This is a genomic window from Flavobacterium sp., assembly GCF_004211145.1.
Taxonomy (GTDB): domain Bacteria; phylum Bacteroidota; class Bacteroidia; order Flavobacteriales; family Flavobacteriaceae; genus Flavobacterium.
Genome location: NZ_SEBS01000004.1, coordinates 53,935 through 77,308, shown reverse-complemented (window position 1 = coordinate 77,308; position 23,374 = coordinate 53,935). Strand labels below are relative to the sequence as shown.

Here is a 23,374-nt window from a genome sequence, read left to right as displayed (position 1 = left end):
TTCTGAGATATGATTTCGCAGGATTCGTTGGTTTCTTCCTTTTTACCAGCACATTTTCATCGCCCGAATCAGCGAAACTCGTGTAATTCGTGGCTAAAAAAATCCAAATATGCCAATTTATCATAAACTCGGCGATTTCCCACAAAAGCGACATACTCAGTTCGAGAAGCCAAACGGTGGTTTGTACTACGAGCAGCTTTTCGGGACCGAGGGTTTCCACGGACATTCGTCTTTGCTGTATCACGTGCATCGCCCCACGCAGGTCAAGGAAATCCTGAAGTCGTATTCGGTCGAGCCGAAGATCGCCATCGACAAAAACATAAAATCATTGCTTCTTAAAGGTTTCGAATTGAAGCCTGCCGACGATTTCCTCGACAGCCGCAAAGCGATGCTCGTCAATCGCGATTGCGTGATCGGGCTGGCGGCGCCGCGAAAATCGTTACGCACCTATTTTTATAAGAATGCCGACAGCGACGAAATGCTGTTCATCCACAAAGGAAGCGGGAAACTGCGCACGATGATGGGCAACATCGACTTCGTGTACGGCGATTACCTGATCATTCCGCGCGGCATGATTTACCAGATCGATTTCGATACCGAGGACAACCGATTGTTCTACGTCGAATCGCACGCGCCGTTTTACACGCCGAAACGCTACAAGAACGCGTCGGGACAATTGCTCGAACATTCACCGTTTTGCGAACGCGATTTCAAATTGCCGTCGGAAATAGAAACCCATGACGAAAAGGGCGATTTCATCATCAAGATCAAAAAGGAAGGCATGATGCACGAAATGGTGTACGCGACGCATCCTTTTGACGTGATCGGCTGGGACGGTTATAATTTCCCGTACGGTTTTTCGATCCACAATTTCGAGCCGATTACGGGACGCGTGCACCAACCGCCGCCGGTTCACCAAACGTTTGAGACATCGACATTCGTGGTGTGTTCGTTCTGTCCGCGTTTGTATGATTATCATCCGAAGTCGATTCCGGCGCCATACAACCATTCGAACATCGACAGCGATGAGGTTTTGTACTATGTCGACGGGGATTTCATGAGCCGAAACAACATCGAACAAGGCCATATTACATTACATCCGAAGGGAATTCCTCACGGTCCTGCACCTGGCGCTATGGAACGTTCGATCGGGAAAACCGTTACCGAGGAATTGGCCGTAATGGTCGATACGTTCGCGCCGCTTATGGTTACTGAGGAAGCGATGGGACTCGACGATGGTCAGTACTATAAGTCGTGGGTGGAATAATTAGCAAATTAGAAAATTAGCGGATTAGCGAATGCGTCCGAGATATAAGCCAAACCTAAAATTATAAGCCATGACAGAATTTTCTATGAGTGCGAAGTATGCTCAAAATCCGATTTTAAAACTCACTTTCGAATTCTCAATATTAATTGTCGAATTTACGGAAAGTTTGGAGTTACAAAGGAAATATACGATTGCCAAGCAGGTCATCCGATCAGGAACTTCGATTGGAGCAAATGTAAAGGAAGCCCAAAATGCCGAAAGCAAGCGTGATTTTGTCCATAAGATGAAAATCGCTTTGAAAGAAGCTGATGAAACTGAATACTGGCTGTTTATCTGCCAATCAATACCAAATTATCCAAAACCGAATTTACTTTTGGAGAGATTGAATTCAATAATTCGAATACTTAATAAAATAATCGGTACTTCTAAACGTATCGAAAACATTCGCTAATCCGCTAATTTTCTAATTCGCTAATTATATGAGCAAAGAAGTAAAATCCGTCGAATACGGACTCGAAAAAATATTTGAAGGCGCGCAAGACTTTTTGCCGCTATTGGGAACCGATTACGTGGAAATGTATGTCGGGAATGCTAAGCAATCGGCGCACTTTTACAAAACGGCGTTCGGATTCCAATCTGTTGCGTATGCAGGTTTGGAAACGGGCGTGAAAGATCGTACATCGTATGTATTGCAACAGGGCAAGATCCGATTGGTCTTGACCACGCCGCTTACGGCCGATTCGCCGATCAACGATCACCTCAAAAAACACGGTGACGGCGTGAAAGTCGCGGCACTTTGGGTGGAGGACGCGAAAAGCGCGTTCGAGGAAACCACGAAAAGAGGCGCGAAACCATTTATGGAACCGACCGTCGAAACCGATGAATTCGGCGAAGTCGTGCGTTCAGGAATCTACACATACGGCGAAACCGTCCACATTTTCGTGGAACGCAAAAACTACAACGGGATTTTCCTTCCGGGCTACAAGGCTTGGGAATCCGACTATAAGCCGGAACCGACGGGATTGAAATACATCGATCACATGGTCGGAAACGTCGGTTGGGGCGAAATGAACCAATGGGTAAAATGGTACGAAGACGTGATGGGATTCGTGAATTTCCTTTCGTTCGACGACAAGCAGATCAACACAGAATATTCGGCCCTGATGAGTAAAGTGATGTCGAACGGAAACGGACGCATCAAATTCCCGATCAACGAACCTGCCGAAGGAAAGAAAAAATCACAGATCGAAGAATACCTCGATTTCTACGGCGGTCCCGGGATCCAGCACGTTGCGATCGCGACCGACGACATCATCACTACGGTTACGCAGTTGCGCGCTCGTGGCGTTGAATTCCTGTCGGCTCCGCCTGACGAATATTACAAAGGAGTTCCCGATCGTTTGGGCGAGCACATGAGTATGATGAAGGAAGATCTGGGCGTGGTTCAGAAACTCGCGATCTTGGTCGACGCCGACGAGGAAGGTTATCTGCTCCAAATCTTCACTAAACCATTGCAGGACAGGCCGACTTTGTTTTTTGAGATCATCCAACGCATGGGAGCGAAAGGTTTCGGCGCCGGAAATTTCAAGGCTTTGTTCGAATCGATCGAACGCGAACAGGAAAAACGCGGAACGCTTTAATTAAAAATCTGATAGATTTCATAAAAATTCAGCCAGCGAAAACGTTTTCATTGTAAAATTTGTGTTAAATGCGGGATTTTGCTTGTAATTCTTTAAAAACCAAGCGTATCTTTGCAGAGCAATTCGGGGGTGGTTTCCCGCTTTGTAATAAGTTTTTCATAATTTATAGTTTTTTGGTTGGTTAATAACATTGACCCGGTCAGTTTTCTGATCGGGTTTTTTGTTTTTAAGTTTTTTTTGGAACGGATATTGCCAATAGCGGCAAAAAAAATCTGTAAATTTAGGCTATGAAAAAGGTAATAGTATTCTTATTATTCATTGCAACAGTAGGATTTGTCCCCAAAGAAGATGCTTTCGGAGTGGGCGAGTATTTTAAATTTCGAATCCACTACGGCGTCGTGAACGCAGGATACGCCACGCTTGAAGTCCAGGAAGCGACCCGAGGCGGCAAAAAAGTTTTCCACTCGGTAGGCAAAGGCTGGACCGTCGGGATGTCGCGTTTTTTCTTTAAAGTCGACGATACATACGAAAGCTACTTCGATAAAACCACATGCATTCCGTCGCAACACGTGAGGAAGATCGACGAAGGCGGATACGTCAGGAGCCAGGAAGCTTTCTTTAATCAAGCCGCAAACCGAGTGCTCGTGAAAGACTACAAGCGAAACAAGGAAAAAACTTATGTCATCCCCGACAATACGCAAGACGTCGTTTCCATGTTCTACTATCTTCGCAATCACCCGAATATCGACAAAATGAAAGTCGGCGAATCCGTTTCATGCGATATGTTTTTCGATGATGAGGTGTTGAAGTTTAAGTTAAAATACATTGGCAACGAAGATATATCGACTAAATTTGGGACCGTCCCAACCATGATGTTTCGACCGTTGGTCCAATCGGGCCGCGTCTTTAAAGAGGAAGAGAGCCTCACAGTCTGGATTTCAGACGACGACAACAAAATACCGGTCCGCATCAAGGCGAGTCTCGCGGTAGGTTCGATCAAAGCCGACCTCGAAAGTTTCAAAGGACTCAAACATTCATTTAAAGTAAAAGCCAAACCGTAATGTCAAACGACAACATTTCGGAAGAAATTCTGCAACAACTCGAAAACAAATTCAAGGCAATCGACCAAAAAACCGAAACGCATCTTGAGGGATTGCTATGGTCAAAGCCGATAACGTATTGGGATTACATCCAAACCGACGCGCTTCTCAACCTCCAAACGCAACGCACGACTTTGCCCGATGAAATGGTGTTCATCATGTATCATCAGGTAAACGAATTGCTGTTCAAGATGATCTTGTGGGAAATCGACCAGATCTGTCATACTGAAAAGCCGACTACGAAGTTTTTCTCTGAAAGATTGATGCGCATCAGCCGTTACTTCGATTTGCTTACCAATTCGTTTACGATCATGGGCGATGGCATGGAAGTCGAACAATACATGAAATTCCGAAATACATTGACGCCGGCGAGCGGATTCCAAAGCGCACAATATCGCTTGATCGAATTCGCGTCGACCGATCTCATAAACCTTATCGATTACCGTTTCCGTGCGACCATCGACCGTGAAACACCTTACTCGCACGCATTCGAGCATTTGTATTGGCAGGCCGCGGGCAAGGATTATCACACGGGTAAGAAAACCTATCTGATCCAACAGTTCGAGAAGAAATATAAGGATATGTTTTTGCGACATATGGAAGAATACAACACCATCAACCTTTGGCGTAAATTCTCCCAATTGCCGCAGCAGGACCAAAAAGATCCAGAACTTCGCGAGGCCATGCGCCATTACGACCACACGGTCAACGTGACTTGGGTCATGGGCCATTTGAACGCCGCGCGAAAATACATCGAAAGCGGACATGGCGACGGCGAAGCGACCGGCGGCAGCGACTGGAAGAAATACATGCACCCAAAATACCAACGCCGCATCTTTTTCCCCGAACTGTGGAGCGAGGAAGAACTCAAGAACTGGGGCGAGGAAAAAAGTGTAACCGTATAAGACGAACGAATTGAAAAGACTATCCGTACTGCTCTTACCGGTTTTCATGTTGCTGTTCTCGTGCAACAAATCTGAAAAAGAACAACCAGATCCAATCATTCCGAAACCGAAACCCGCCATCGTGGAATTCGGGTTCAAGCTCAATGATTTTGACGTCGTGAACGACACCGTTGTCAGCGGCGATACGTTCGGAAGCATTCTCGAAAAGCAGAACTTCAACCCGAGCCAAATCCACAACGTGAATGAAGCGATACGCGATACGTTCGATGTGCGCAAGATCCGCGTCGGGAAACCATATACGATGCTTCGCACGAAAGACGCGTCGAAAAAACTCCAGGCCTTTATATATCAGCCCGACCGATTGAGTTATTACGTGATCGATCTGCGGGATTCGGTCGCGAAAGCCTATAAAAAAGTGCGTCCAATCCAAATCAAACGACGCACGATAGCAGGCGCGCTCGACGGTTCCCTGACCGAAGAACTCGAACGCCAAAAAGTCGATCCGGCGCTCGCAAGTAAAATCTCTACGATCTACGCCTGGTCGATCGACTTCTTCAAATTGCAAAAAGGCGACAAATTCGCGATGACGTTCACCGAGCGTTACATAAACGACACGGTTTACGATGGCGTCGAAGATCTCGAAGCCGCATTTTTCGAATACAAAGGCAAGTTGATTTACGCGTTTCCGTTCGCCCAGGACACGACGTCGGGCAAGATCCAATATTATGACGAAGACGGGAAAGTGCTCAAAAACCTGTTCCTCAAAGCGCCTCTCAAATTCAGCCGCATCTCTTCGCGATTTTCAAGGAACCGATTCCATCCCGTGCAGCAAATCTGGAAGGCACACAAGGGAACCGATTACGCGGCCCCGACCGGAACTCCGATCATGACCACGGCTTCAGGCGTCGTCGAACAAACGGGTTACACGGCCGGAAACGGGAATTTCGTGAAAGTAAAACACAACAGCACGTATTCGACCCAATATCTGCACATGTCAAGAATCATCGCACGCCGCGGCCAACGCGTTTCCCAAGGCGACGTAATCGGACGCGTCGGAAGTACAGGACTGGCGACCGGTCCGCACGTTTGCTACCGCTTTTGGAAAAATGGCGTACAGGTCGATCCGCTGCGTTTGCGACTTCCGAATTCGGAACCGATGAACGCCAAATACAAACCGCGTTTCATGGCCGAAATGGAACCTTTGAAACGCGAACTCGACAGCGTCGCAGCCATCCGATTCAAGGATCTCAAGTAGGATTTAACCAAAACTTATAGGTTGTTTCAGTGTAATCGGTCGGATTGTACTATTTTTGCGCATCAAAAAATCAGATAATGGCATTACCTAAGATAAACCCCGAAACGACTGCGGCCTGGCAGGAATTACTTACGCATCACGGCCATTTGTGCCACATCCCGATGACCAAACTTTTCGCTGAAGATGCGAAGCGTGCCGAGAAATTCCACTTGGCCTGGAACGGTTTTCTCATCGACTATTCCAAAAACATAATCACCGACGAAACGATGGAGTTGCTTCTCAAGTTGGCCGACGAGGTCCAATTGAAAGACGCGATTTCCAAGTATTTCGACGGAGCGGCAATCAACGCAACCGAGAATCGCGCGGTACTTCATACGGCTTTGCGCGCGCCTGAATCGGCTGTGATTAACGTCGACGGGGAAAACGTAATTCCCGAAGTCTACGCGGTCAAAAATAGAATCAAGGCATTCACTGCCGAAGTCATCAACGGCGAGCGCAAGGGTTTCACCGGAAAGACATTTACCGATGTCGTGAATATCGGGATCGGCGGATCGGATCTCGGGCCTGCGATGGTCGTCGAAGCGCTTCAATTCTACAAGAATCACCTTAATGTGCATTTCGTTTCGAACGTCGACGGCGATCACGTGAACGAAGTAATCAAAAATCTCGATCCTGAAACGACGTTGTTCGTCGTCGCATCCAAGACGTTTACGACACAGGAAACACTGAGTAACGCCGAAACGATCCGCAAATGGTTTCTGCAATCGGCGAAACAGGAAGATGTCGCGAAACATTTCGTTGCGGTTTCGACGAATATTAAACGCGTGACCGAATTCGGCATCGATCCGAACAATGTTTTCCCGATGTGGGATTGGGTCGGCGGACGTTTTTCGTTGTGGAGCGCCGTCGGGTTGTCGATCGCACTAGCCGTCGGATTCGAGAATTACGACAAGCTTTTGAAAGGCGCCAACGAAATGGACGAACATTTCAAATCGACCGATTTCGATACGAATATTCCTGTCGTACTCGCGCTTTTGAGCGTTTGGTACAACAATTTCTTCGGTGCCGAAACCGAGGCCTTGATTCCGTATTCGCAATATTTGAAGCGACTCGCGCCGTATCTGCAACAGGGAATCATGGAAAGCAACGGGAAATCGGTCGACAGGAACGGCAATACCGTCGGTTACCAAACGGGGACGATCATTTGGGGCGAGCCGGGTACGAACTCTCAGCACGCGTTTTTCCAATTGATCCACCAGGGTACGAAATTGATCCCGACGGATTTCATCGGATACGCCCAACCGCTTTACGGAGATTGGGACCATCACGACAAATTGATGTCGAATTTCTTCGCTCAGACTGAGGCGCTGCTCAATGGAAAGACGGCGTCACAAGTCCAGGCCGAATTCGACAAAATGGGCGTTTCAGATGCCGATGCGAAATTTTTGAAACCGTTCAAAGTCTTCGAAGGCAACAAACCTACGAATACGTTCCTTATCGATAAATTGACGCCGGAATCGCTAGGTGCTCTCGTCGCGCTTTACGAACATAAGATTTTCGTGCAGGGCGTTATCTGGAATATTTTCAGTTACGACCAATGGGGCGTTGAGCTGGGCAAGCAGTTGGCGAACTCGATCCTCGATGAAATCCACTCGGGAAATGTGGGCGACCACGACAGTTCCACTAGCTTTTTACTCAAGGCTTTCCTGTCGAAAAAGTAATTTCAAACCATTCCATATTACAAGCCTCGCCCGACAGCGGGGCTTTTTTACGCGTATTTTTCCTATATTTGATTTTCCAAACAACAAACATTCGATGGAAAAATTCATTCAACAAGCACATTCCGGCTGGGCATACGTTGCACTTGCGGTTCTCTTGATCGCTGTCATAAACGGCCTTTCGGGCTTTTTTGGTAATCGTGAATTCAAGGCTTCGGACCGACGTTTAGGTCTTTTCGCGCTTATTTCGGCCCATGTCCAACTCGTTTTCGGGTTGCTTACGTATTTTACTTCTCCTTTGGGATTCGCCGCTTTGGGTCAGATGAAAAACGCCGCGTTGCGATTGACTTCGTTGGAACATCCGCTCGTGAACATCATCGCGATCGTGTTGATCACAATCGGTTGGTCAAAGCACAAAAAGCAGGAATTGAGCAAGGAAAAATTCAGATGCTTTGCCATTTTCTATACGTTGGGATTGGTCTTTCTGTTGAGCAGAATTCCATGGAACTTGTGGTTCCAATAATCATTTAGGCGCTTTAGGGCGCTTTTTTCGTCTAAAGGAACGGTATTTGTAAAATGCGTCCGGGCGATAAAAAAACCAAACATGAAGAACAAAACATTACTTTTCATTTCACTCAGCATCATCGCGATCGTCGTCAGCGGATTCGGTTTGCAATCCATACAGACGCAAAATCAAGGCAAAACCTCTCAGGATACGATCAAGAAAAACGCCGAGATTGCCGATAGTTTGAAGCTCGTCTCGAACCTCAAACTCAAATTACACAAGAAAAACGCACACGCTTCGTATTATCACGATAAGTTCAATGGCCGACGCACGGCGAGCGGACGAAAATTCAGCAACAGCGGTTACACGGCGGCTCATAGAAAATTCCCGTTCGGGACAAAATTGAAAATCACGAATGAGGCCAACGGAAAGTCGGTCATCGTCGAGGTTACCGATCGCGGGCCGTTTACGCGTGGCCGCGACATCGACCTTACAAAAAAAGCGTTCATGGAAATCGCCGGCACGAAATACGGCGGTTCGTTGAAGGTTACCATAGAATCCATCCAATAAAACCCAAATATGAAGCGGATCTTAGCCCTGATCGTCTTCTTCGTTGCCAGTATTGCCGTTGTTTCCTGTTCATCGTCTAAAAACGTTTCGGGAAAAACGTACAAACGCAACGTCGAGGCTTCCTACTATCACGACAAATTCAACGGAAGGCGCACGGCCAGCGGTGAAAAATTCCACAATTCCGATTTGACTGCGGCGCATCGAAAACTCGCTTTCGGTACGAAAATCAAAGTCACGAACATGGCAAATGGGGAATCCGTCATCGTGAAAATCAACGATCGCGGGCCGCAAAAGAAAAGTCGCGAGATCGATTTGTCAAAGCGTGCTTTCATGCAGATTACCGACAACAAAAACCACGGAACGCTCAACGTTTCCATCGAAATCCTCAACTGATTCCAATCAATTTCCAACCTGAAATCGATTTCGTAAGATTAACACAAATTTAAGTTCGTCTGGTTCGGCTACAACCGAACCGACCGTACCTTTGTGTCCAAATCTTCAAAAATGGATATCCAGAAAGAAAAAGAAGCGCTTATCGAAATGTTCGGAGTCCACTTTGAGACGCTGTATCATTTGCCGCCTTTGGCTTCGCGTATCCTCGGAGTACTTATCGTAGAAAATCCCAAAACCGGAATTACGTTCGAAAGCCTAGTAGAACGCTCGCAAGCGAGTAAGAGCTCGGTTTCGACGGCGGTCAATTTGCTGTTGAACCTCGGGAAAGTCAATTACGTGACCGTTCCCGGCGATCGAAAAAAATACTACAAACCCGCGCCATTCAGCGAACGGCTCGACAACTATAAAAGGTTGCTCGAGTTCGAGAAGAAACTCATCGACCGCATATTAAATTATCGTGAACATACGCGATCCGAAGATGATGGAAACGACATCGAAAATATCAAGGCCTATAAAACCCACGTGCTAAAAGTCGAGGAACTGTTGCATAAGACAGTCGATCGATTCCGCCAAATTGAAGAGAATAACAAAAAGAAATAACAAACAATAATCAAACCTCATGAGAACTTCACCTATCATCGCCATAATCACCTCGGCAATCCTATTCACTTCTTGCGGGAAGAAAGAGGAACAAGCCCAACAACCGGCGGGCCCAATGCCATTTCCGGTTGAAAAAGTCACGAAGCAGGACGCGACCGTGTTTCAGGAATATACCGCCAATCTCGAGGGCCGACAAAACGTCGAAATCCGTCCGAAAGTAAACGGTTTCATACAAAAAATATACGTCGATGAAGGCCAGCAGGTCCGAAAAGGGCAACTGTTGTTCAAAATCGAGACCAACACGTTGAACCAAGATGCGTCGGCGGCAAAGGCCAACGTGAACGCGGCACAAGTCGAGGTCGACCGATTGAAGCCGCTCGTGGATCGCAAGATCATAAGTGAAGTGCAACTCGAAACGGCCAAAGCGAAATTGGCTCAGGCGAAAAGCGCTTACGGTAGCATCGCGGCCAACATCGGATATGGAACGATCGTATCGCCCGTTGACGGTTTCGTGGGAAGCCTACCGTTTAAGGAAGGAACTTTGGCGAGCATGACAAGCGTCGATCCGCTAACGACTGTTTCAGACACTCGCGTGATGCGCGCTTATTTCTCGTTGAATGAAAAGCAGATGATCGAATTCGCCAAGACGTTCAAAGGCGAATCGCTTGCCGCGAAATTGAAAAACGTGCCTCAGGTTTCGTTGTTGCTCGCCGACAATTCGGAATACGATGTGAAAGGAAATATTGAAACCATCAATGGCCAGGCCGATCCTGAAACGGGAACGACTCAATTCCGCGCCGAGTTCAACAACCCCGAAGCTGTTTTGCGCAGCGGCGGAACAGGAATCGTACGCATTCCCGTCGTAACCAAAAACGTAATCCTCGTGCCTCAAAACGCGGTGCTGGACATGCAGGGAAAACAGACAATCTACGTCGTCGGAGAAGGCAATAAAGTGAAATCGAGAATCATCACGACTTCAGGCGTTTCAGGCTTGAACTTCATCGTCACCGACGGTTTGAAGGAAGGAGAAACAGTCGTCGTGGAAGGCGCGTCGAAAATGAAGGACGACATGCAGATCGTCCCGCAGCCAAAAGGCGCACAGCCGCAAACTGCACAGAACGCGACTGCGAAAGATTCAACAAAAGCAACAGTAAAATAATTCGATCCCATGTTAAAGACATTCATACAACGGCCGGTTCTATCGACCGTAATCTCCATATTAATCACGATTCTCGGGATCTTGGGGTTGCTTTCGCTTCCTATCGAACAGTATCCTGAAATCGCACCTCCGACCGTCCAGGTAAACGCAACATACACGGGAGCGAACGCTGAAACGGTGTTGAACTCGGTCGTAATTCCGCTCGAGGAAGAAATCAACGGCGTGGAAGGCATGACGTACATGACCTCGTCTGCCGCGAATGACGGATCGGCCAAGATCACCGTATTCTTTGAACTCGGAATCAACCCCGATATCGCAGCGGTAAACGTCCAGAACCGTGTTTCTCGTGCTACGAGCAAATTGCCTCAGGCCGTCGTGCAAACCGGTGTGACGACGGTAAAAAGCCAAACCAGCGCGCTCTTGTTCCTTTCGTTGTATTCGACGAATCCCGAGTTCGACGGAACCTACGTGCAGAACTACGCCAAAATCAATCTCGTTCCCCAATTGCAACGTGTAAAAGGCGTCGGGCAGGTAAACGTTTTCGGATCCAAGGATTACTCGATGCGTATCTGGATCGACCCTGAGAAAATGGCGGCCTACAAAATTTCTCCGTCTGAAATCCAGGCGGCGCTAAACGAACAGAACGTCGAAGCGGCTCCAGGTAAATTCGGGGAAAACGCAGTCGGCGTCTATGAATATGTAATCAAATACAAGGGCCGACTTTCGACGACGACCGAATACGAGAACATCGTCGTAAAAGCGACCGGAAACGGGAATTTCGTCCACCTGAAAGATGTCGCGACCATAGAACTCGGCGCGTTCAACTACGGCGCGAAGAACTACGGTATGGGTAAAAACGGTGTGGCGATGGGCGTTTTCCAGACATCGGGATCGAACGCCAACGACATCATCGAAGAAGTCGAAACCATCATGACGAGCGCCAAGAAGGATTTCCCCGACGGTATCGATTACGTGATTCCGTTCAACACGAAAACCTTCCTCGACGCATCGATCGAAAAAGTAATCTCGACATTGATCGAAGCTTTTATCCTTGTGTTTATCGTGGTTTTCTTGTTTTTACAGGATTTCCGATCGACGCTAATTCCGGCCATTGCGGTTCCCGTGGCAATCGTGGGAACATTCTTCTTCCTGAACCTTTTCGGGTTCTCGATCAACCTTTTGACGTTGTTCGCACTCGTACTTGCGATCGGTATCGTCGTCGATGATGCGATCGTCGTCGTCGAGGCTGTGCACGCCAAGATGGACGAAGGCGAGAAAGACGCCAAAAAAGCCACGATTTCAGCGATGAGCGAAATCACGGGAGCGATCATTTCGATCACGCTCGTCATGGCGGCGGTGTTTATTCCGGTGACGTTTTTGAAAGGTCCGTCGGGCGTTTTCTACACGCAGTTTGCCATTACGCTGGCGGTTGCGATCTTGATTTCGGCCGTGAACGCGTTGACGCTAAGTCCCGCGCTTTGTGCGTTGTTCCTGAAATCTCACGACGAACACGAAGGCGAGGAACACAAAAAGAAAAATTTCAAGGAGCGTTTCTTTATGGCATTCAACACCGGATTCGACAGGATGAACGACCGTTACGTGAAATCGCTTGGGTTCCTTTTCCGCAAGAAATGGATCACGCTTTTGGGCTTGGCGGTATTCATCGGGATCACGATTTTACTTTTCAAGATCACACCATCAGGATTTATCCCGAACGAAGACCGTGGAATCATCATGGCCGACGTGACTTTGCCTCCCGGAACGACACTCGAACAAACTGAGAAAACCGTCAAGAAACTCGATTCGGTGTTGCAGTCGATGCCGCTCGTGGAAGCAAGGATGAGCGTCGTCGGATTCAGTTTGCTAAACGGCGTAAACGGCGGATCGTATGCGTTTTGCGTCATCAAACTCAAGGATTGGAAAGAGCGTAAAGAAGACAACCAGAGCGTCGATGCGATCGTGGGCGAACTCTTTGGACGAACCGCCGGTTTCAACGATGCGAAATTGTTGTTTTTCACACCGCCGAGCGTTCAAGGTTTTGGTACTGCCGACGGTTTCGAACTCAAAGTCCAAGACAAAGGTGACGATTCATGGCAGAAAGTAAGTCAGGTTACCGGGGAATTCCTCGGCGCTTTGAACCAGCGTCCTGAAATCCAGTATGCGATGACGAACTTCAACCCGAATTTCCCGCAATACAAAATGGACATCAACGTCGAAAAAGCCAAGGATGCCGGCGTTTCGATGACGAATATCTTCAACACGATGGGCGGTTATTACGGTGGTTTGTATACGACCGATTTCAACCGATTCGGGAAACAATTCCGCGTCATGATCCAGTCGAAACCTGAAGAACGCGCCGATGAGAACTCGATCAACCACATTTACGTCAAGAACGAAAACGGGGAGCAAGTAGCGATCAGCCAATTTATCACGCTTTCCCGTATTTACGGGCCTGAAGCCGTGGCGCGTTTCAACATGCTAAAAGCCGTGAACATCAACGGCAAGGCGAAACCCGGATTCAGTTCAGGTGATGCGATCAAAGCCGTCGAGGAAGTCGCGGCCGAACATTTGCCGAAAACCTACGGATACGAATTCTCAGGTATGACGCGTGAGGAAATCATCGCCGGAAACCAAGCTGCGGGCGTATTCCTGCTCAGTTTGATTTTCGTATACTTCCTTTTGAGCGCGCAATATGAAAGCTATTTGATCCCGCTCGCGGTGCTTTTATCGCTTCCCGTGGGAATTGCGGGCGCGATCGGATTCGTGAAACTCGCCGGATTGGAAAACAACATTTACTTCCAGGTCGCACTCATCATGCTCATCGGATTGCTCGCCAAGAACGCGATCCTGATCGTGGAGTTTGCGATGCAAAGGCGAAAGCACGGAATGGAAATCTGGAAGGCCGCGATCGAGGGTGCGAAGGCGCGTCTGCGTCCGATCTTGATGACGTCGTTCGCGTTCATCTTCGGTTTGATGCCGCTCGCGTTCGCCTCAGGTGTCGGAGCCGTCGGTAACCGTTCGATTGGAATGGGCGCGGTGGGCGGAATGCTCGTCGGAACACTTTTCGGAGTATTCGCGATTCCGGTATTGTACGTTATTTTCGAGACTCTACAGGAGAAGATTTCGGGCAATCCGCACGATAAAAATGAAACACAGGACGAACCAAAAACTGCAACACAATGAAATCAATAACCAAAATAACAGTAGTACTCGCGTCGGCATTGGTCATGCAGTCGTGCTTCGTCGCAAAGAAATACGATCGACCTCAGGTTACGGCAAGCGATCTATATAGAACTGAAACGCCATCGACCGACACGACGTCGCTTGCAAATCTGTCTTGGGACAAATTGTTCACCGACCCGATTTTGCAAGGCCATATCAAAACGGGAATCCAGAACAACTTCGACATGCGTATCGCCGTGCAAACCATCGCCGCGGCGGAAGCGACGTTGAAACAGGGAAAGGCCGGTTACTTGCCCACGTTCGCACTCGGAGCCGATTGGACGCACCAGGAATTGTCCAAGAACAGCCAGTTCGGATCGTTTTTGCCGAACCGAAGCATCGACCAATATCAGTTCACGGGAAATCTTTCGTGGGAAGCCGACATTTGGGGAAAAATCCGAAGCACGAAACGTTCTGCCCAGGCGCAATATTTCCAATCGGTAGCGGCACGACAGGCAATCCAGACGCAATTGGTGTCGGACATCGCATCGACGTATTTCCAATTGATGGCTTTGGACGCGCAACTTCGTGTGGTCGATTCGACGCTCGGAAACCGCGTGAAAAGCGTCGACGTGATCAATTCATTGAAAGAAGCCGGAGAAACGAACGCCGTCGGAGTCAAACAAACCGAAGCCCAATTGTATGCGACGCAAATTATCGCCGAAGACTTGAAAAACAGCATCGTGCTTTTGGAAAATACGATGAGCATTTTACTTGGAGAATCGCCTCGCAAGATTGAACGCGCGAAATTTGAAGATCAGCAAGTTGCGCCCGAAATCAAACTCGGAGTTTCAACATTGTTGCTCAGCAAACGCCCCGATGTCATGGCCGCCGAATTTAATCTGGTCAGCAATTTTGAACTTACGAACGTCGCCCGAAGCAATTTTTACCCGAGTTTCACCGTTACTGGTACAGGAGGTTTCCAAAGTTTGGAGATCAAGAATTGGTTCAGTGCGAGTTCGCTTTTTGCCAATATCGTGACGGGCTTGACGCAACCGATTTTCAACCAGCGCAGGATCCGTACGGCTTACGAAATTGCAAAAGCGAATCAGGAAACGGCGTTTTTGCAATTCCAACAAGCGATTTTGACCGCGGGACGAGAAGTTTCGGACGCGTTGCAACAATACAACAACGAGGACAACAAACTCGAAATCCGCATAAAGCAACTGGAATCATTGCGCGACGCCGCGAATTATTCCGATGAGTTGTTGCAATACGGCATGGTGAATTATCTCGAAGTGTTGACCGCCAAAGATCAGGCGTTGAACACTGAACTGAATTACATCGACAACCAATACCAAAAATACAACTCCGTGATCGTGCTTTACAAAGCGCTCGGCGGAGGTTGGTAAACGATAAATTTTAATTTGTTTGGCCATCGCGCGATTTTTTCGTGCGGTGGCTTTTTTTTTATTTGCAGAAGTCGTAAGCAGCCGACAATTCGTTGCTTTTCCCTGTTTTCACGATCGTGTGCGATTGGATTTTCTTTCCCGCCAAAGTCGCATCGAGGAAATCGACGATGCTTTGTTGCTCCTTTTCGAACAACCAACCGCTGTATTCGTGTCCGCCGCCGCAATACGTGAACAGTTCCGCCGACGAATTTTTCGACACCGCGTAATTGTAAATCGAATATGATCCGAAAAGCATGAGCCAGCCCGTCGCGTCAGGTTTGCAATAGTGATGCGCGGCCGTGGCGTACGGAACGGTTTTGTCGCCGTTGCCGTGAAACAGGAACATCGGAATTATATTCTTGTCGGTGATTAAGTTCAAATCCATGATCGCGCCTGCGCCCGAAACCAGACCTGCGTATTTGAAGTCAGGCGGAAGGTTGTGATTGTACATTTTCATTTCGTCGCGGTTCCAATAGGCCGCGTGTAAAACGGTTTCGCCTCCCGCGCTCGAACCTGAAATGAATATTTTTGAGGCGTCGATTTGATATTTGTCGGCATTCGTCAGGAAAAATGAAGTCGCGAGCCATAAGTCATTCGCGCCGAATCGGAACGCTTTCACTTTCTCAGGCAGAATCCCATCACAGCTGAACTTTTTTCCTTTCATGTACAACGTGTACGAAATCGTGGCTGCGGCATATCCACGACTCGCGAGAAACTTGCAGAATTCGGCGTTGTTTTGGCGCTGTCCGCCTGAGAATCCGCCGCCGTGCACGAACAGCATGAGCGGTAATTTCCCCGATGGTTTCTTGTCGGGCATGTACAGGTCGAGATCGAGTTGGAGCGTATCGTTCTTGAAATACGTAAGCGTTTGCATTTTTTGCGCGTGAAGCGACGAGGCGAACAACAGGAAAATCAGTAGTTTTTTCATGGTATTATTTTTTAAGGTGGACGACCAAGCCGTTCTCGTTTTCTTGGACGTCGGGATTTTTATCGTAAAGGCCGAATTCCAAAGTCGCGTAACCTTCTTTTTTGACGACGACAGTTTCCTCGTCCGACGGAAATCCGCCCGAGATCACCGAAATCCTGAAATTACCGTATTCATCGGTCGTCACAGTGTCTTTCGGAACTTCATTTACGGACAATATTACGGTCACGTCTTCAATCGGCTTTTGAGGATTATCGTGTTCGACAACTTTTCCTTGCGCGATGACTTTTTTGTCGCACGAAATCATTGCAAGCAACATGAAAATATATAGCAATTTCATGTCAATCGTTCAATTGGGATACCCGGATGCCGAGATTCAATACATTCGCTACGAACGGTTCATTCGAGTTGTGCATCAACCGCAGTTTGTATTTGCCGGGAACCAGCGTTTCCTGAGTTGGAATTTTTTGCGCGATGTCACAAAAATCGCCTGAACAGTCGCCTAAATCTTCGCCTGCATTTTTGAATTCGAGGCTGAACTCGGAACTGCGCATTTGTCCGTCGGGATAAGTGATCTCTGCAATCAGCGGCAACGGACGAACCTGTGATCCGTATACATAGCTCATTAAAACCTCGATTTCGTATTGGGTCGCGGCCTGGTCGATCTCGAACTCATAGGTCTTGATATCGGCTTTTTGCCAGCGATTTTCAGGCACGTCCCCGGATTCTGAATAGACGGTCTTCCCATTGCAGGAAATCAGCAACAACATCGCGAAAACAAACAGGATTTTTTTCATGTCATGATTTATTTAAAATGTCTTTTACAATCATTTCGGCGTGGACGCGTGAATTCTCGATGAACCATTTGTGTGTTTCCAATCCGCCGCAAACGACACCCGCGAGATATAGTCCGGGAACGTTCGATTCCATCGTTTCGGGATTGTGCATCGGAATCAGGCATTCGTCTTTTGACAATTCAATTCCGGCTTTCTCGAGGAAATCGAAATCGGGACGATAACCGGTAAGCGCGAGCACGAAGTCATTTTCAAGCGTGAATTTTCCATCAGCGTTTTCGATGTCGACTTCACCTTCGCGGATTTCGGTCAGGCACGTATCGAAATACGCTTTGATGCTGCCTTCAGCGATGCGGTTTTCGACGTCGGGCTTCACCCAATATTTCACGCGCGGGTTGATTTCGTTTTTGCGGACGATCATCGTCACATCGGCGCCTTTTCGCCAACATTCGAGAGCGGCGTCGACCGAGGAATTGTTCGCGCCTACGACGATTATTTTCCGGAACGCGAATTCATGCGCTTCCTTGTAATAATGGCTGACCTTTGGCAATTGTTCGCCCGGAATGCCCATGTTTATTGGAATGTCATAGAATCCGGTCGCGATGACGACGTTTTTGGAACTGTAATTTCGCTTGTCGGAAACAACGTTGAAATCGTTTCCGGATTTTGAAATCGATTCGACTCTTTCAAAGCAGTGCAGATTCAGGTCGAAATAGCGCTGGATGTTCCGGTAATACTCAAGCGCTTCCTGGCGACCGGGTTTCGGAGCGAGGCAATTGAACGGAATTCCGCCGATTTCGAGCCGTTCTGCCGTCGAAAAAAACGTCATGTACAACGGATAATTGAAAATGCTGTTCACGATCGCGCCCTTTTCCAGAATCAGGAAATCCAGTCCGGCTTTTTTGGCTTCTATGCCGCAGGCCAAACCGATCGGTCCGCCACCGATTATGATCAGATCGTGTTTTACTTCGGCCATTGGCTGTATGGATTTTTGCTCAAATAGGCGTTGTAGTAGCGTTCGTCGTTCGTGACTTCGAGCCCAAGCCAATCGGGTTTTTCGAAGCTTTCGTTTTCATCCGACAGTTCGAGTTCGGCCAAAACCAAACCTTCGTTATCGCCAAAGAATTCATCAACTTCAAAAAGATGTTTGCCGATTTGGACTTCGTATCGGATCTTATCGATGATGCCTTTTTCACACAATTGCAGCAACGGCTTGGCTTCCATGAGTGAAATCTCAGTTTCCCACTCGAAACGCGTCGTACCCGTTTCATTGCCTTTTCCCTTAACGGTGATGAAGCCGCTTTCGCCTTTTATACGAATGCGTACCGTGCGCTCAGGATTCGAATTGAGATACCCTTGCGCGATGTGGTTTTTGTGTTGGGCGAGTTGTTTGAAGATATCGGATTTGACGAGGAATTTGCGCTCGATTTCAAGCATTGCAGGGCGTTTTTATTTAAGAGCAAGTTAAGGAATTTATGTGGTTCAATTCGTATTTTTACCCAAAGAGACAAAATGAGATTGGGCAAAAAGAGGGAAAAAATCACGGCTTCGGGCTTTGTCGCCTCAAGATGTAAAAGCGATTCGCCTTGGCAGAAAGACGCCGACGACATCGATGTTTTGGTCGAGCTAGTGCAATTTTTCCGACCCGCGAAACCCAAAAAAGAAGTCGTTGTCGATTTGTCGGATTTCCTCAATTTTTTAAGATCCAATCCCGAATGTCGCGTCCAGTTCGCCGAGTACGTAAAATCAATCCTTACCCATAAGAAGTTCAACCAGTTCTTGTCGGATGCCGCGATGGTTCAAAACACCGAGTTCTTCTATGAACTTCGGAAACGGATCGCCGCCAAATTCCTGCCGCGTCAGCCTCGAAAAGACCGGCTTGAATACGTATTGACACAGGTTTTTTACCTGGCGTCGGACCGAATCTGGATCCAGAAAATCCCGATAGAACAACTCGAGGAATTGTTCGACTTGATGGGTTTCGATACGATCTACGATTCGATAGAACCCGATTCGCCTTTGTCGGAAATGTTGCTGTCGATGCACTTGATCACGCAACGCATCAGCGGTCGCGCGATGGAATCGGACGTGATCAAAATGGTGCCCGAATTCGACGATCTCGAAAGCCCGTTCATGGCGTTTGAAAAGGAGTTGATGCAGATTGACGACCGCATCCGTAAAACCGATATCCATTATATCCGCACGAACGATCTGGCGTATCGGCAACTCCAGATTTTGCATCATCAATGCGTCGATTTCGTAGTGAAAGCATTTGCGAACAGTTCCAAATATGGGATTTCGATTCGTGTGAACCAGCATCTGCTCAAGATTCGTCAGCAATTGGAACGCCTTGAGAAGTTGATGCCGTTGCTTGCCGTCGATGACCAAATATTCCGCAAACGACAAAGTATCGCACTTGCTTTACAGCTCATCACTTATAATTGCCACAAGAATAACGTGCGTAAATTCATTGCCGAAAGCACGCAGCTCATCTCGTACGAGGTCACGCAACACACGGCTAAAACGGGCGAACATTACATCACTGAAGGAAGTCGCGGCTATTTCAAAATGCTCAGGTCGGCGTTGGGCGGCGGATTGATCGTCGGGTTTTTGTGTGTATTTAAAGTGTTGCTGTCGAAGGTCGAAACCAGTTTCTTCGGTCATGCGTTTTTGTACAGCATGAACTACGCGTTCGGTTTTATCCTGATCTATATAACGGGTGCGACGCTCGCGACGAAACAGCCCGCCATGACGGCATCGGCACTTGCGAAAGCGCTTGAGGAAGGTTCGAAAAAACAGGGAAAACCATCGGAAAAATATGCGGCGTTCGCAGTGTTGTTCGCCCGAGTCTTTCGATCACAGTTCATCGCCTTCGTGGGGAATGTCTTGATGGCGTTTCCGGTTGCGCTTTTCGGGATCTGGCTGATCGATTATACGTTGGGCGTGAACATCGCCGAGACGAAATGGCCGTTTTTGCTTTGGGATTTGAGCCCGATGCATTCGGCGGCGATTTTGCACGCGGCGATTGCGGGCGTTTTCCTTTTTTTGTCGGGGATTATCTCGGGAAGCATCGCCAACCGGGATAAACACAACCAGATTTATTACCGAATCCAGGAACATCCCGTACTCAAAAAACGCTTGGGCCGCACGCGTACATTGAAGATCGCGGCTTGGTACGAAAAACGTTGGGCCGGAATCGTTTCAAACTTTTGGTTCGGGGTTTTTATGGGAAGCACCGCGCCGATCGGGATGTTTTTGGGCTTGAATCTCGACATCAGGCACATTACCTTTGCCAGTGGGAATTTGGCGCTGGCATTGTTCGGGGCTGATTTCGACGTGACGCGATCGATGCTCGTTTGGGGATTGATCGGAATCGTGGTCATCGGGCTCGTGAACTTCCTCGTGAGTTTCACGTTGTCGGTAACTTTGGCGTTGCGTTCGCGAAATATTTCGTTCTTCGATTTGCGTTTCGTGGCATTGTCGATTTGGAGGCATTTCCTCAAGAAACCGATCAGCTTTTTTTTGCCGACCGAGAAGAAACAGAAAACCGATATAACCGAGAATTATCTCAAATTTTCAAATGGAACAGCCGGCGAGCAACCGCAAGATCATTCACGTTGACATGGACGCGTTCTACGCTTCGGTGGAACAGCTCGACAATCCCGAATTGCGCGGAAAGCCGATAGCCGTTGGCGGAAGCGAAAGACGAGGCGTGGTTTCAGCGGCGAGTTATGAGGCGAGGAAGTTCGGGGTTCGGAGCGCGCTCAGCGGCGTTTTGGCCAAGCGATACTGTCCCGAGATCATCTTCGTGCGACCCAGATTCGATCGGTACAAGGAAATTTCCCAACGCATCCGAAAGATATTTTTCGAGTTCACCGATTTGGTCGAACCGCTTTCACTCGACGAGGCGTATCTCGACGTGACCAACAACAAGAAAGGAAATCCGAGTGCGACGTTGATCGCCCAGGAAATCCGTCAGCGTATTTTCGAGGAAACGGGTTTGACGGCTTCGGCGGGAATCTCGATCAATAAATTCGTGGCGAAAGTCGCGTCGGACTACAATAAACCCAACGGGCAGAAGACCGTGAATCCAAATGAAGTCCTGGATTTCCTTGAGAATTTGCCGATCAAGAAATTCCACGGGATCGGGAAGGTCACCGCAGAGAAAATGTACCAACTCGGCATTTTTACGGGAGCCGATCTGAAAACGAAGGAACTCGAGTTTCTCGAAAAGCACTTCGGAAAATCGGGAACCTACTATTATTACATCGTGCGCGGCATCCACAACAGCGAGGTGAAGAGTGAACGCGTCGCGAAATCAGTGGCGACCGAACACACGTTCAGCGAGAACCTGACGTCGGAGATTTTCATGCTTGAAAAACTCGAGATGATCGCGGGCGAACTCGAACGTCGGCTCAAGCGATATTCGGTCGCGGGGAAAACCGTGACGCTTAAAATCAAATACAGTGATTTTACGCTGCAGACGCGCAGTAAGACGCTGCAGTATTTCATTTCAGACAAATCGTTGCTCTACGATGCCGCAAAAGACCTTTTGTATCAGGAGAAAATGAAGGAATCGGTTCGTTTGCTGGGAATTTCGTTGAGCAATTTGAATACCGAGGAAAAGAAAACGGTCGCAGTTCAGCTCAAATTCGACTTTTAATTCCTTGTTAACTTGCGTGTTGGGAATTTGTATTTCGTTACTTTTGGGACAAACGATAGCAGTATGAAAAATGTGTTGACTTTAGTTGCGGTACTTTTCGGTTTCGTCGGTTTCTCGCAATCTTGTCCTGTAAGGAATGTCGGGGATGGAAATTTTTACAGCGATAACGGGATGACCTGGGATTCGGACGCTAAAAAAATGGTCATGGAAAAAGTTGACTTTGCCGACAGTATCGTTGAGATTTGCGACGCCGACAAAGTGACATTCGATGTGAACAGCAAGCAGATGGTGATCGAAAACCCAAAATCCTTCGTCATCCACGGAGCGATCGAAATCGCGGAAACGCCTTTAGACAAAAGCCGAAAACGCACGATACGATATACGATAGGTGATGAAGTTGCCTACGTCGAATAAAAAAAGCCGCTGACTGGAGCGGCTTTTCTATTTGAATTTTATGGTTAATCGCGGCTCGCGAGCTTCGACAACAATCTGAGGAATTCGACATACAGCCAAACCAACGTGATGATCAAGCCCATCGCTCCGAACCATTCCATGAATTTCGGGTGGCGTTGCTGCGCTCCTTTTTCGATCTGGTCGAAGTCGAGGAACAGGTTCAACGCGGCAATCACGATTACGAATACGCTGATTCCGATGCTCATGAGCGAGTTTCCGTGATGGATCGGTTGGTAATTGATGAAAAACGTACTGATCCAACTCAGCAGGTAGTACAACGCGATGGCCATCGTGGCACCGATCACGACCGATTTGAATCGTTCGGTCACTTTCACGATTCCCGCGCGATACAATCCGAGGCAAACCAAGAACGTAACGAAAGTCGCGGCGACTGCCTGAATCACGATTCCGGGATACATGGCCTCGAAAATCGCCGACAAGGCTCCGATGAACAAACCTTCGAAAATCGCATAACCGGGAGCGACCCAAGCCGAATGTTGCGGCTTGAACGAAACGACCAATACGAATACGATTCCCAAAATCGCGCCTGCAACAAGTGGAATAAATGGATTCAAAGCGCCTGTCGCGATGAGAAACCAGGTGACTCCGGCACTCGCCATCAAGCCCAAAAGCATGAAGATCGTCTTGTTGATCGTACCTGAAACGGTCATCGTTTCGTTGTAGTCGATTACGACCGCTTCGTGCACTTTTTCAGCGGCACGGCTCGTGTTCGTGAACGATTTGTTCTTGAAGAATGGATTATTTGATTTGAACATAACTATTGTTTTTTCAAAAATAGGAATTTCTTTTTCGA

General features: G+C 48.0%; 23 protein-coding genes. 17 read left to right on the top strand and 6 right to left on the bottom strand.

Annotated features, from left to right (window positions below; genetic code table 11):
• The first annotated feature begins 109 nt into the window (after positions 1 to 109).
• The 14 genes from EOO50_RS03060 (at position 110) to EOO50_RS02995 (ending at position 15,686) form a co-directional block, all read left to right on the top strand.
• On the top strand, positions 110 to 1,267 hold the full coding sequence (locus tag EOO50_RS03060; RefSeq protein WP_290837788.1) for a homogentisate 1,2-dioxygenase: 1,158 nt from the start codon (positions 110 to 112) through the stop codon (positions 1,265 to 1,267).
• A 70-nt stretch (positions 1,268 to 1,337) separates the two neighbouring features.
• Positions 1,338 to 1,718 (top strand): four helix bundle protein, encoded by a 381-nt coding sequence (locus EOO50_RS03055; protein ID WP_290837786.1) that lies wholly within the window; start codon positions 1,338 to 1,340, stop codon positions 1,716 to 1,718.
• A gap of 28 nt (positions 1,719 to 1,746) precedes the next feature.
• A complete protein-coding gene (hppD, locus tag EOO50_RS03050) occupies positions 1,747 to 2,907 on the top strand; it encodes a 4-hydroxyphenylpyruvate dioxygenase (protein WP_290837784.1) in 1,161 nt (386 codons plus the stop codon).
• Positions 2,908 to 3,194: 287 nt separating this feature from the next.
• Positions 3,195 to 3,968, top strand: a complete 774-nt coding sequence (locus EOO50_RS03045; protein ID WP_290837782.1) for a DUF3108 domain-containing protein — start codon at positions 3,195 to 3,197, stop codon at positions 3,966 to 3,968.
• Positions 3,968 to 4,912 (top strand): tryptophan 2,3-dioxygenase family protein, encoded by a 945-nt coding sequence (locus tag EOO50_RS03040; RefSeq protein WP_290837780.1) that lies wholly within the window; start codon positions 3,968 to 3,970, stop codon positions 4,910 to 4,912. Before EOO50_RS03045 ends, EOO50_RS03040 begins: the two co-directional genes overlap by 1 nt.
• Before the next feature lie 10 nt (positions 4,913 to 4,922).
• Positions 4,923 to 6,167: a peptidoglycan DD-metalloendopeptidase family protein gene (locus tag EOO50_RS03035; RefSeq protein ID WP_290837778.1), complete on the top strand. Its 1,245-nt coding sequence runs from the start codon at positions 4,923 to 4,925 to the stop codon at positions 6,165 to 6,167.
• Positions 6,168 to 6,244: 77 nt separating this feature from the next.
• Complete coding sequence (gene pgi / locus EOO50_RS03030) at positions 6,245 to 7,888, top strand: glucose-6-phosphate isomerase (protein WP_290837776.1); 1,644 nt, start codon at positions 6,245 to 6,247, stop codon at positions 7,886 to 7,888.
• A 94-nt stretch (positions 7,889 to 7,982) separates the two neighbouring features.
• A complete protein-coding gene (locus EOO50_RS03025) occupies positions 7,983 to 8,408 on the top strand; it encodes a hypothetical protein (protein WP_290837774.1) in 426 nt (141 codons plus the stop codon).
• An 81-nt stretch (positions 8,409 to 8,489) separates the two neighbouring features.
• Complete coding sequence (locus tag EOO50_RS03020; protein WP_290837772.1) at positions 8,490 to 8,960, top strand: septal ring lytic transglycosylase RlpA family protein; 471 nt, start codon at positions 8,490 to 8,492, stop codon at positions 8,958 to 8,960.
• Between the two features lie 9 nt (positions 8,961 to 8,969).
• Positions 8,970 to 9,353, top strand: a complete 384-nt coding sequence (locus EOO50_RS03015; protein ID WP_290837770.1) for a septal ring lytic transglycosylase RlpA family protein — start codon at positions 8,970 to 8,972, stop codon at positions 9,351 to 9,353.
• A 111-nt stretch (positions 9,354 to 9,464) separates the two neighbouring features.
• Positions 9,465 to 9,953, top strand: a complete 489-nt coding sequence (locus tag EOO50_RS03010; protein ID WP_290837768.1) for a hypothetical protein — start codon at positions 9,465 to 9,467, stop codon at positions 9,951 to 9,953.
• Positions 9,954 to 9,972: 19 nt separating this feature from the next.
• Positions 9,973 to 11,112 (top strand): efflux RND transporter periplasmic adaptor subunit, encoded by a 1,140-nt coding sequence (locus EOO50_RS03005; RefSeq protein WP_290837766.1) that lies wholly within the window; start codon positions 9,973 to 9,975, stop codon positions 11,110 to 11,112.
• Between the two features lie 9 nt (positions 11,113 to 11,121).
• On the top strand, positions 11,122 to 14,295 hold the full coding sequence (locus tag EOO50_RS03000) for an efflux RND transporter permease subunit (RefSeq protein ID WP_290837764.1): 3,174 nt from the start codon (positions 11,122 to 11,124) through the stop codon (positions 14,293 to 14,295).
• Positions 14,292 to 15,686: a TolC family protein gene (locus EOO50_RS02995; protein ID WP_290837762.1), complete on the top strand. Its 1,395-nt coding sequence runs from the start codon at positions 14,292 to 14,294 to the stop codon at positions 15,684 to 15,686. The genes EOO50_RS03000 and EOO50_RS02995 overlap by 4 nt, the downstream gene beginning before the upstream one ends.
• 58 nt (positions 15,687 to 15,744) lie before the next feature.
• Here EOO50_RS02995 and EOO50_RS02990 read toward each other — a convergent pair whose 3' ends face one another.
• Genes EOO50_RS02990 through EOO50_RS02970 form a run of 5 tightly spaced genes read right to left on the bottom strand, consistent with a single transcriptional unit; the run spans position 15,745 to position 18,881 of the window.
• A complete protein-coding gene (locus EOO50_RS02990) occupies positions 15,745 to 16,653 on the bottom strand; it encodes an alpha/beta hydrolase (RefSeq protein ID WP_290837760.1) in 909 nt (302 codons plus the stop codon).
• Positions 16,654 to 16,657: 4 nt separating this feature from the next.
• Positions 16,658 to 16,990, bottom strand: coding sequence for a carboxypeptidase-like regulatory domain-containing protein (locus EOO50_RS02985; RefSeq protein ID WP_290837758.1), 333 nt, complete (start codon positions 16,988 to 16,990; stop codon positions 16,658 to 16,660).
• 1 nt (position 16,991) lies between these two features.
• Positions 16,992 to 17,447: a hypothetical protein gene (locus EOO50_RS02980; protein WP_290837756.1), complete on the bottom strand. Its 456-nt coding sequence runs from the start codon at positions 17,445 to 17,447 to the stop codon at positions 16,992 to 16,994.
• Position 17,448: 1 nt separating this feature from the next.
• Positions 17,449 to 18,420 carry a YpdA family putative bacillithiol disulfide reductase gene (locus EOO50_RS02975; protein ID WP_290837754.1) on the bottom strand — a complete coding sequence of 324 codons (972 nt, stop codon included), beginning with the start codon at positions 18,418 to 18,420 and terminating at the stop codon, positions 17,449 to 17,451.
• The gene (locus EOO50_RS02970) at positions 18,408 to 18,881 is read right to left on the bottom strand and encodes a CYTH domain-containing protein (RefSeq protein ID WP_290837752.1); all 474 of its coding nucleotides are present in this window, start codon (positions 18,879 to 18,881) and stop codon (positions 18,408 to 18,410) included. Before EOO50_RS02970 ends, EOO50_RS02975 begins: the two co-directional genes overlap by 13 nt.
• Positions 18,882 to 18,956: 75 nt before the next feature.
• Here EOO50_RS02970 and EOO50_RS02965 point away from each other — a divergent pair, with 75 nt between their 5' ends.
• From EOO50_RS02965 to EOO50_RS02955, 3 genes are all read left to right on the top strand, one after another.
• Positions 18,957 to 21,065 (top strand): recombinase, encoded by a 2,109-nt coding sequence (locus tag EOO50_RS02965; protein ID WP_290837750.1) that lies wholly within the window; start codon positions 18,957 to 18,959, stop codon positions 21,063 to 21,065.
• Positions 21,025 to 22,107 carry a DNA polymerase IV gene (gene dinB, locus EOO50_RS02960; RefSeq protein WP_290837748.1) on the top strand — a complete coding sequence of 361 codons (1,083 nt, stop codon included), beginning with the start codon at positions 21,025 to 21,027 and terminating at the stop codon, positions 22,105 to 22,107. Before EOO50_RS02965 ends, dinB begins: the two co-directional genes overlap by 41 nt.
• Before the next feature lie 63 nt (positions 22,108 to 22,170).
• Complete coding sequence (locus EOO50_RS02955) at positions 22,171 to 22,521, top strand: hypothetical protein (RefSeq protein ID WP_290837746.1); 351 nt, start codon at positions 22,171 to 22,173, stop codon at positions 22,519 to 22,521.
• Positions 22,522 to 22,565: 44 nt separating this feature from the next.
• On the opposite strand, the gene EOO50_RS02950 is transcribed toward EOO50_RS02955, so the two are convergent.
• Positions 22,566 to 23,336 (bottom strand): Bax inhibitor-1/YccA family protein, encoded by a 771-nt coding sequence (locus EOO50_RS02950; protein ID WP_290837745.1) that lies wholly within the window; start codon positions 23,334 to 23,336, stop codon positions 22,566 to 22,568.
• Positions 23,337 to 23,374 lie beyond the last annotated feature (38 nt).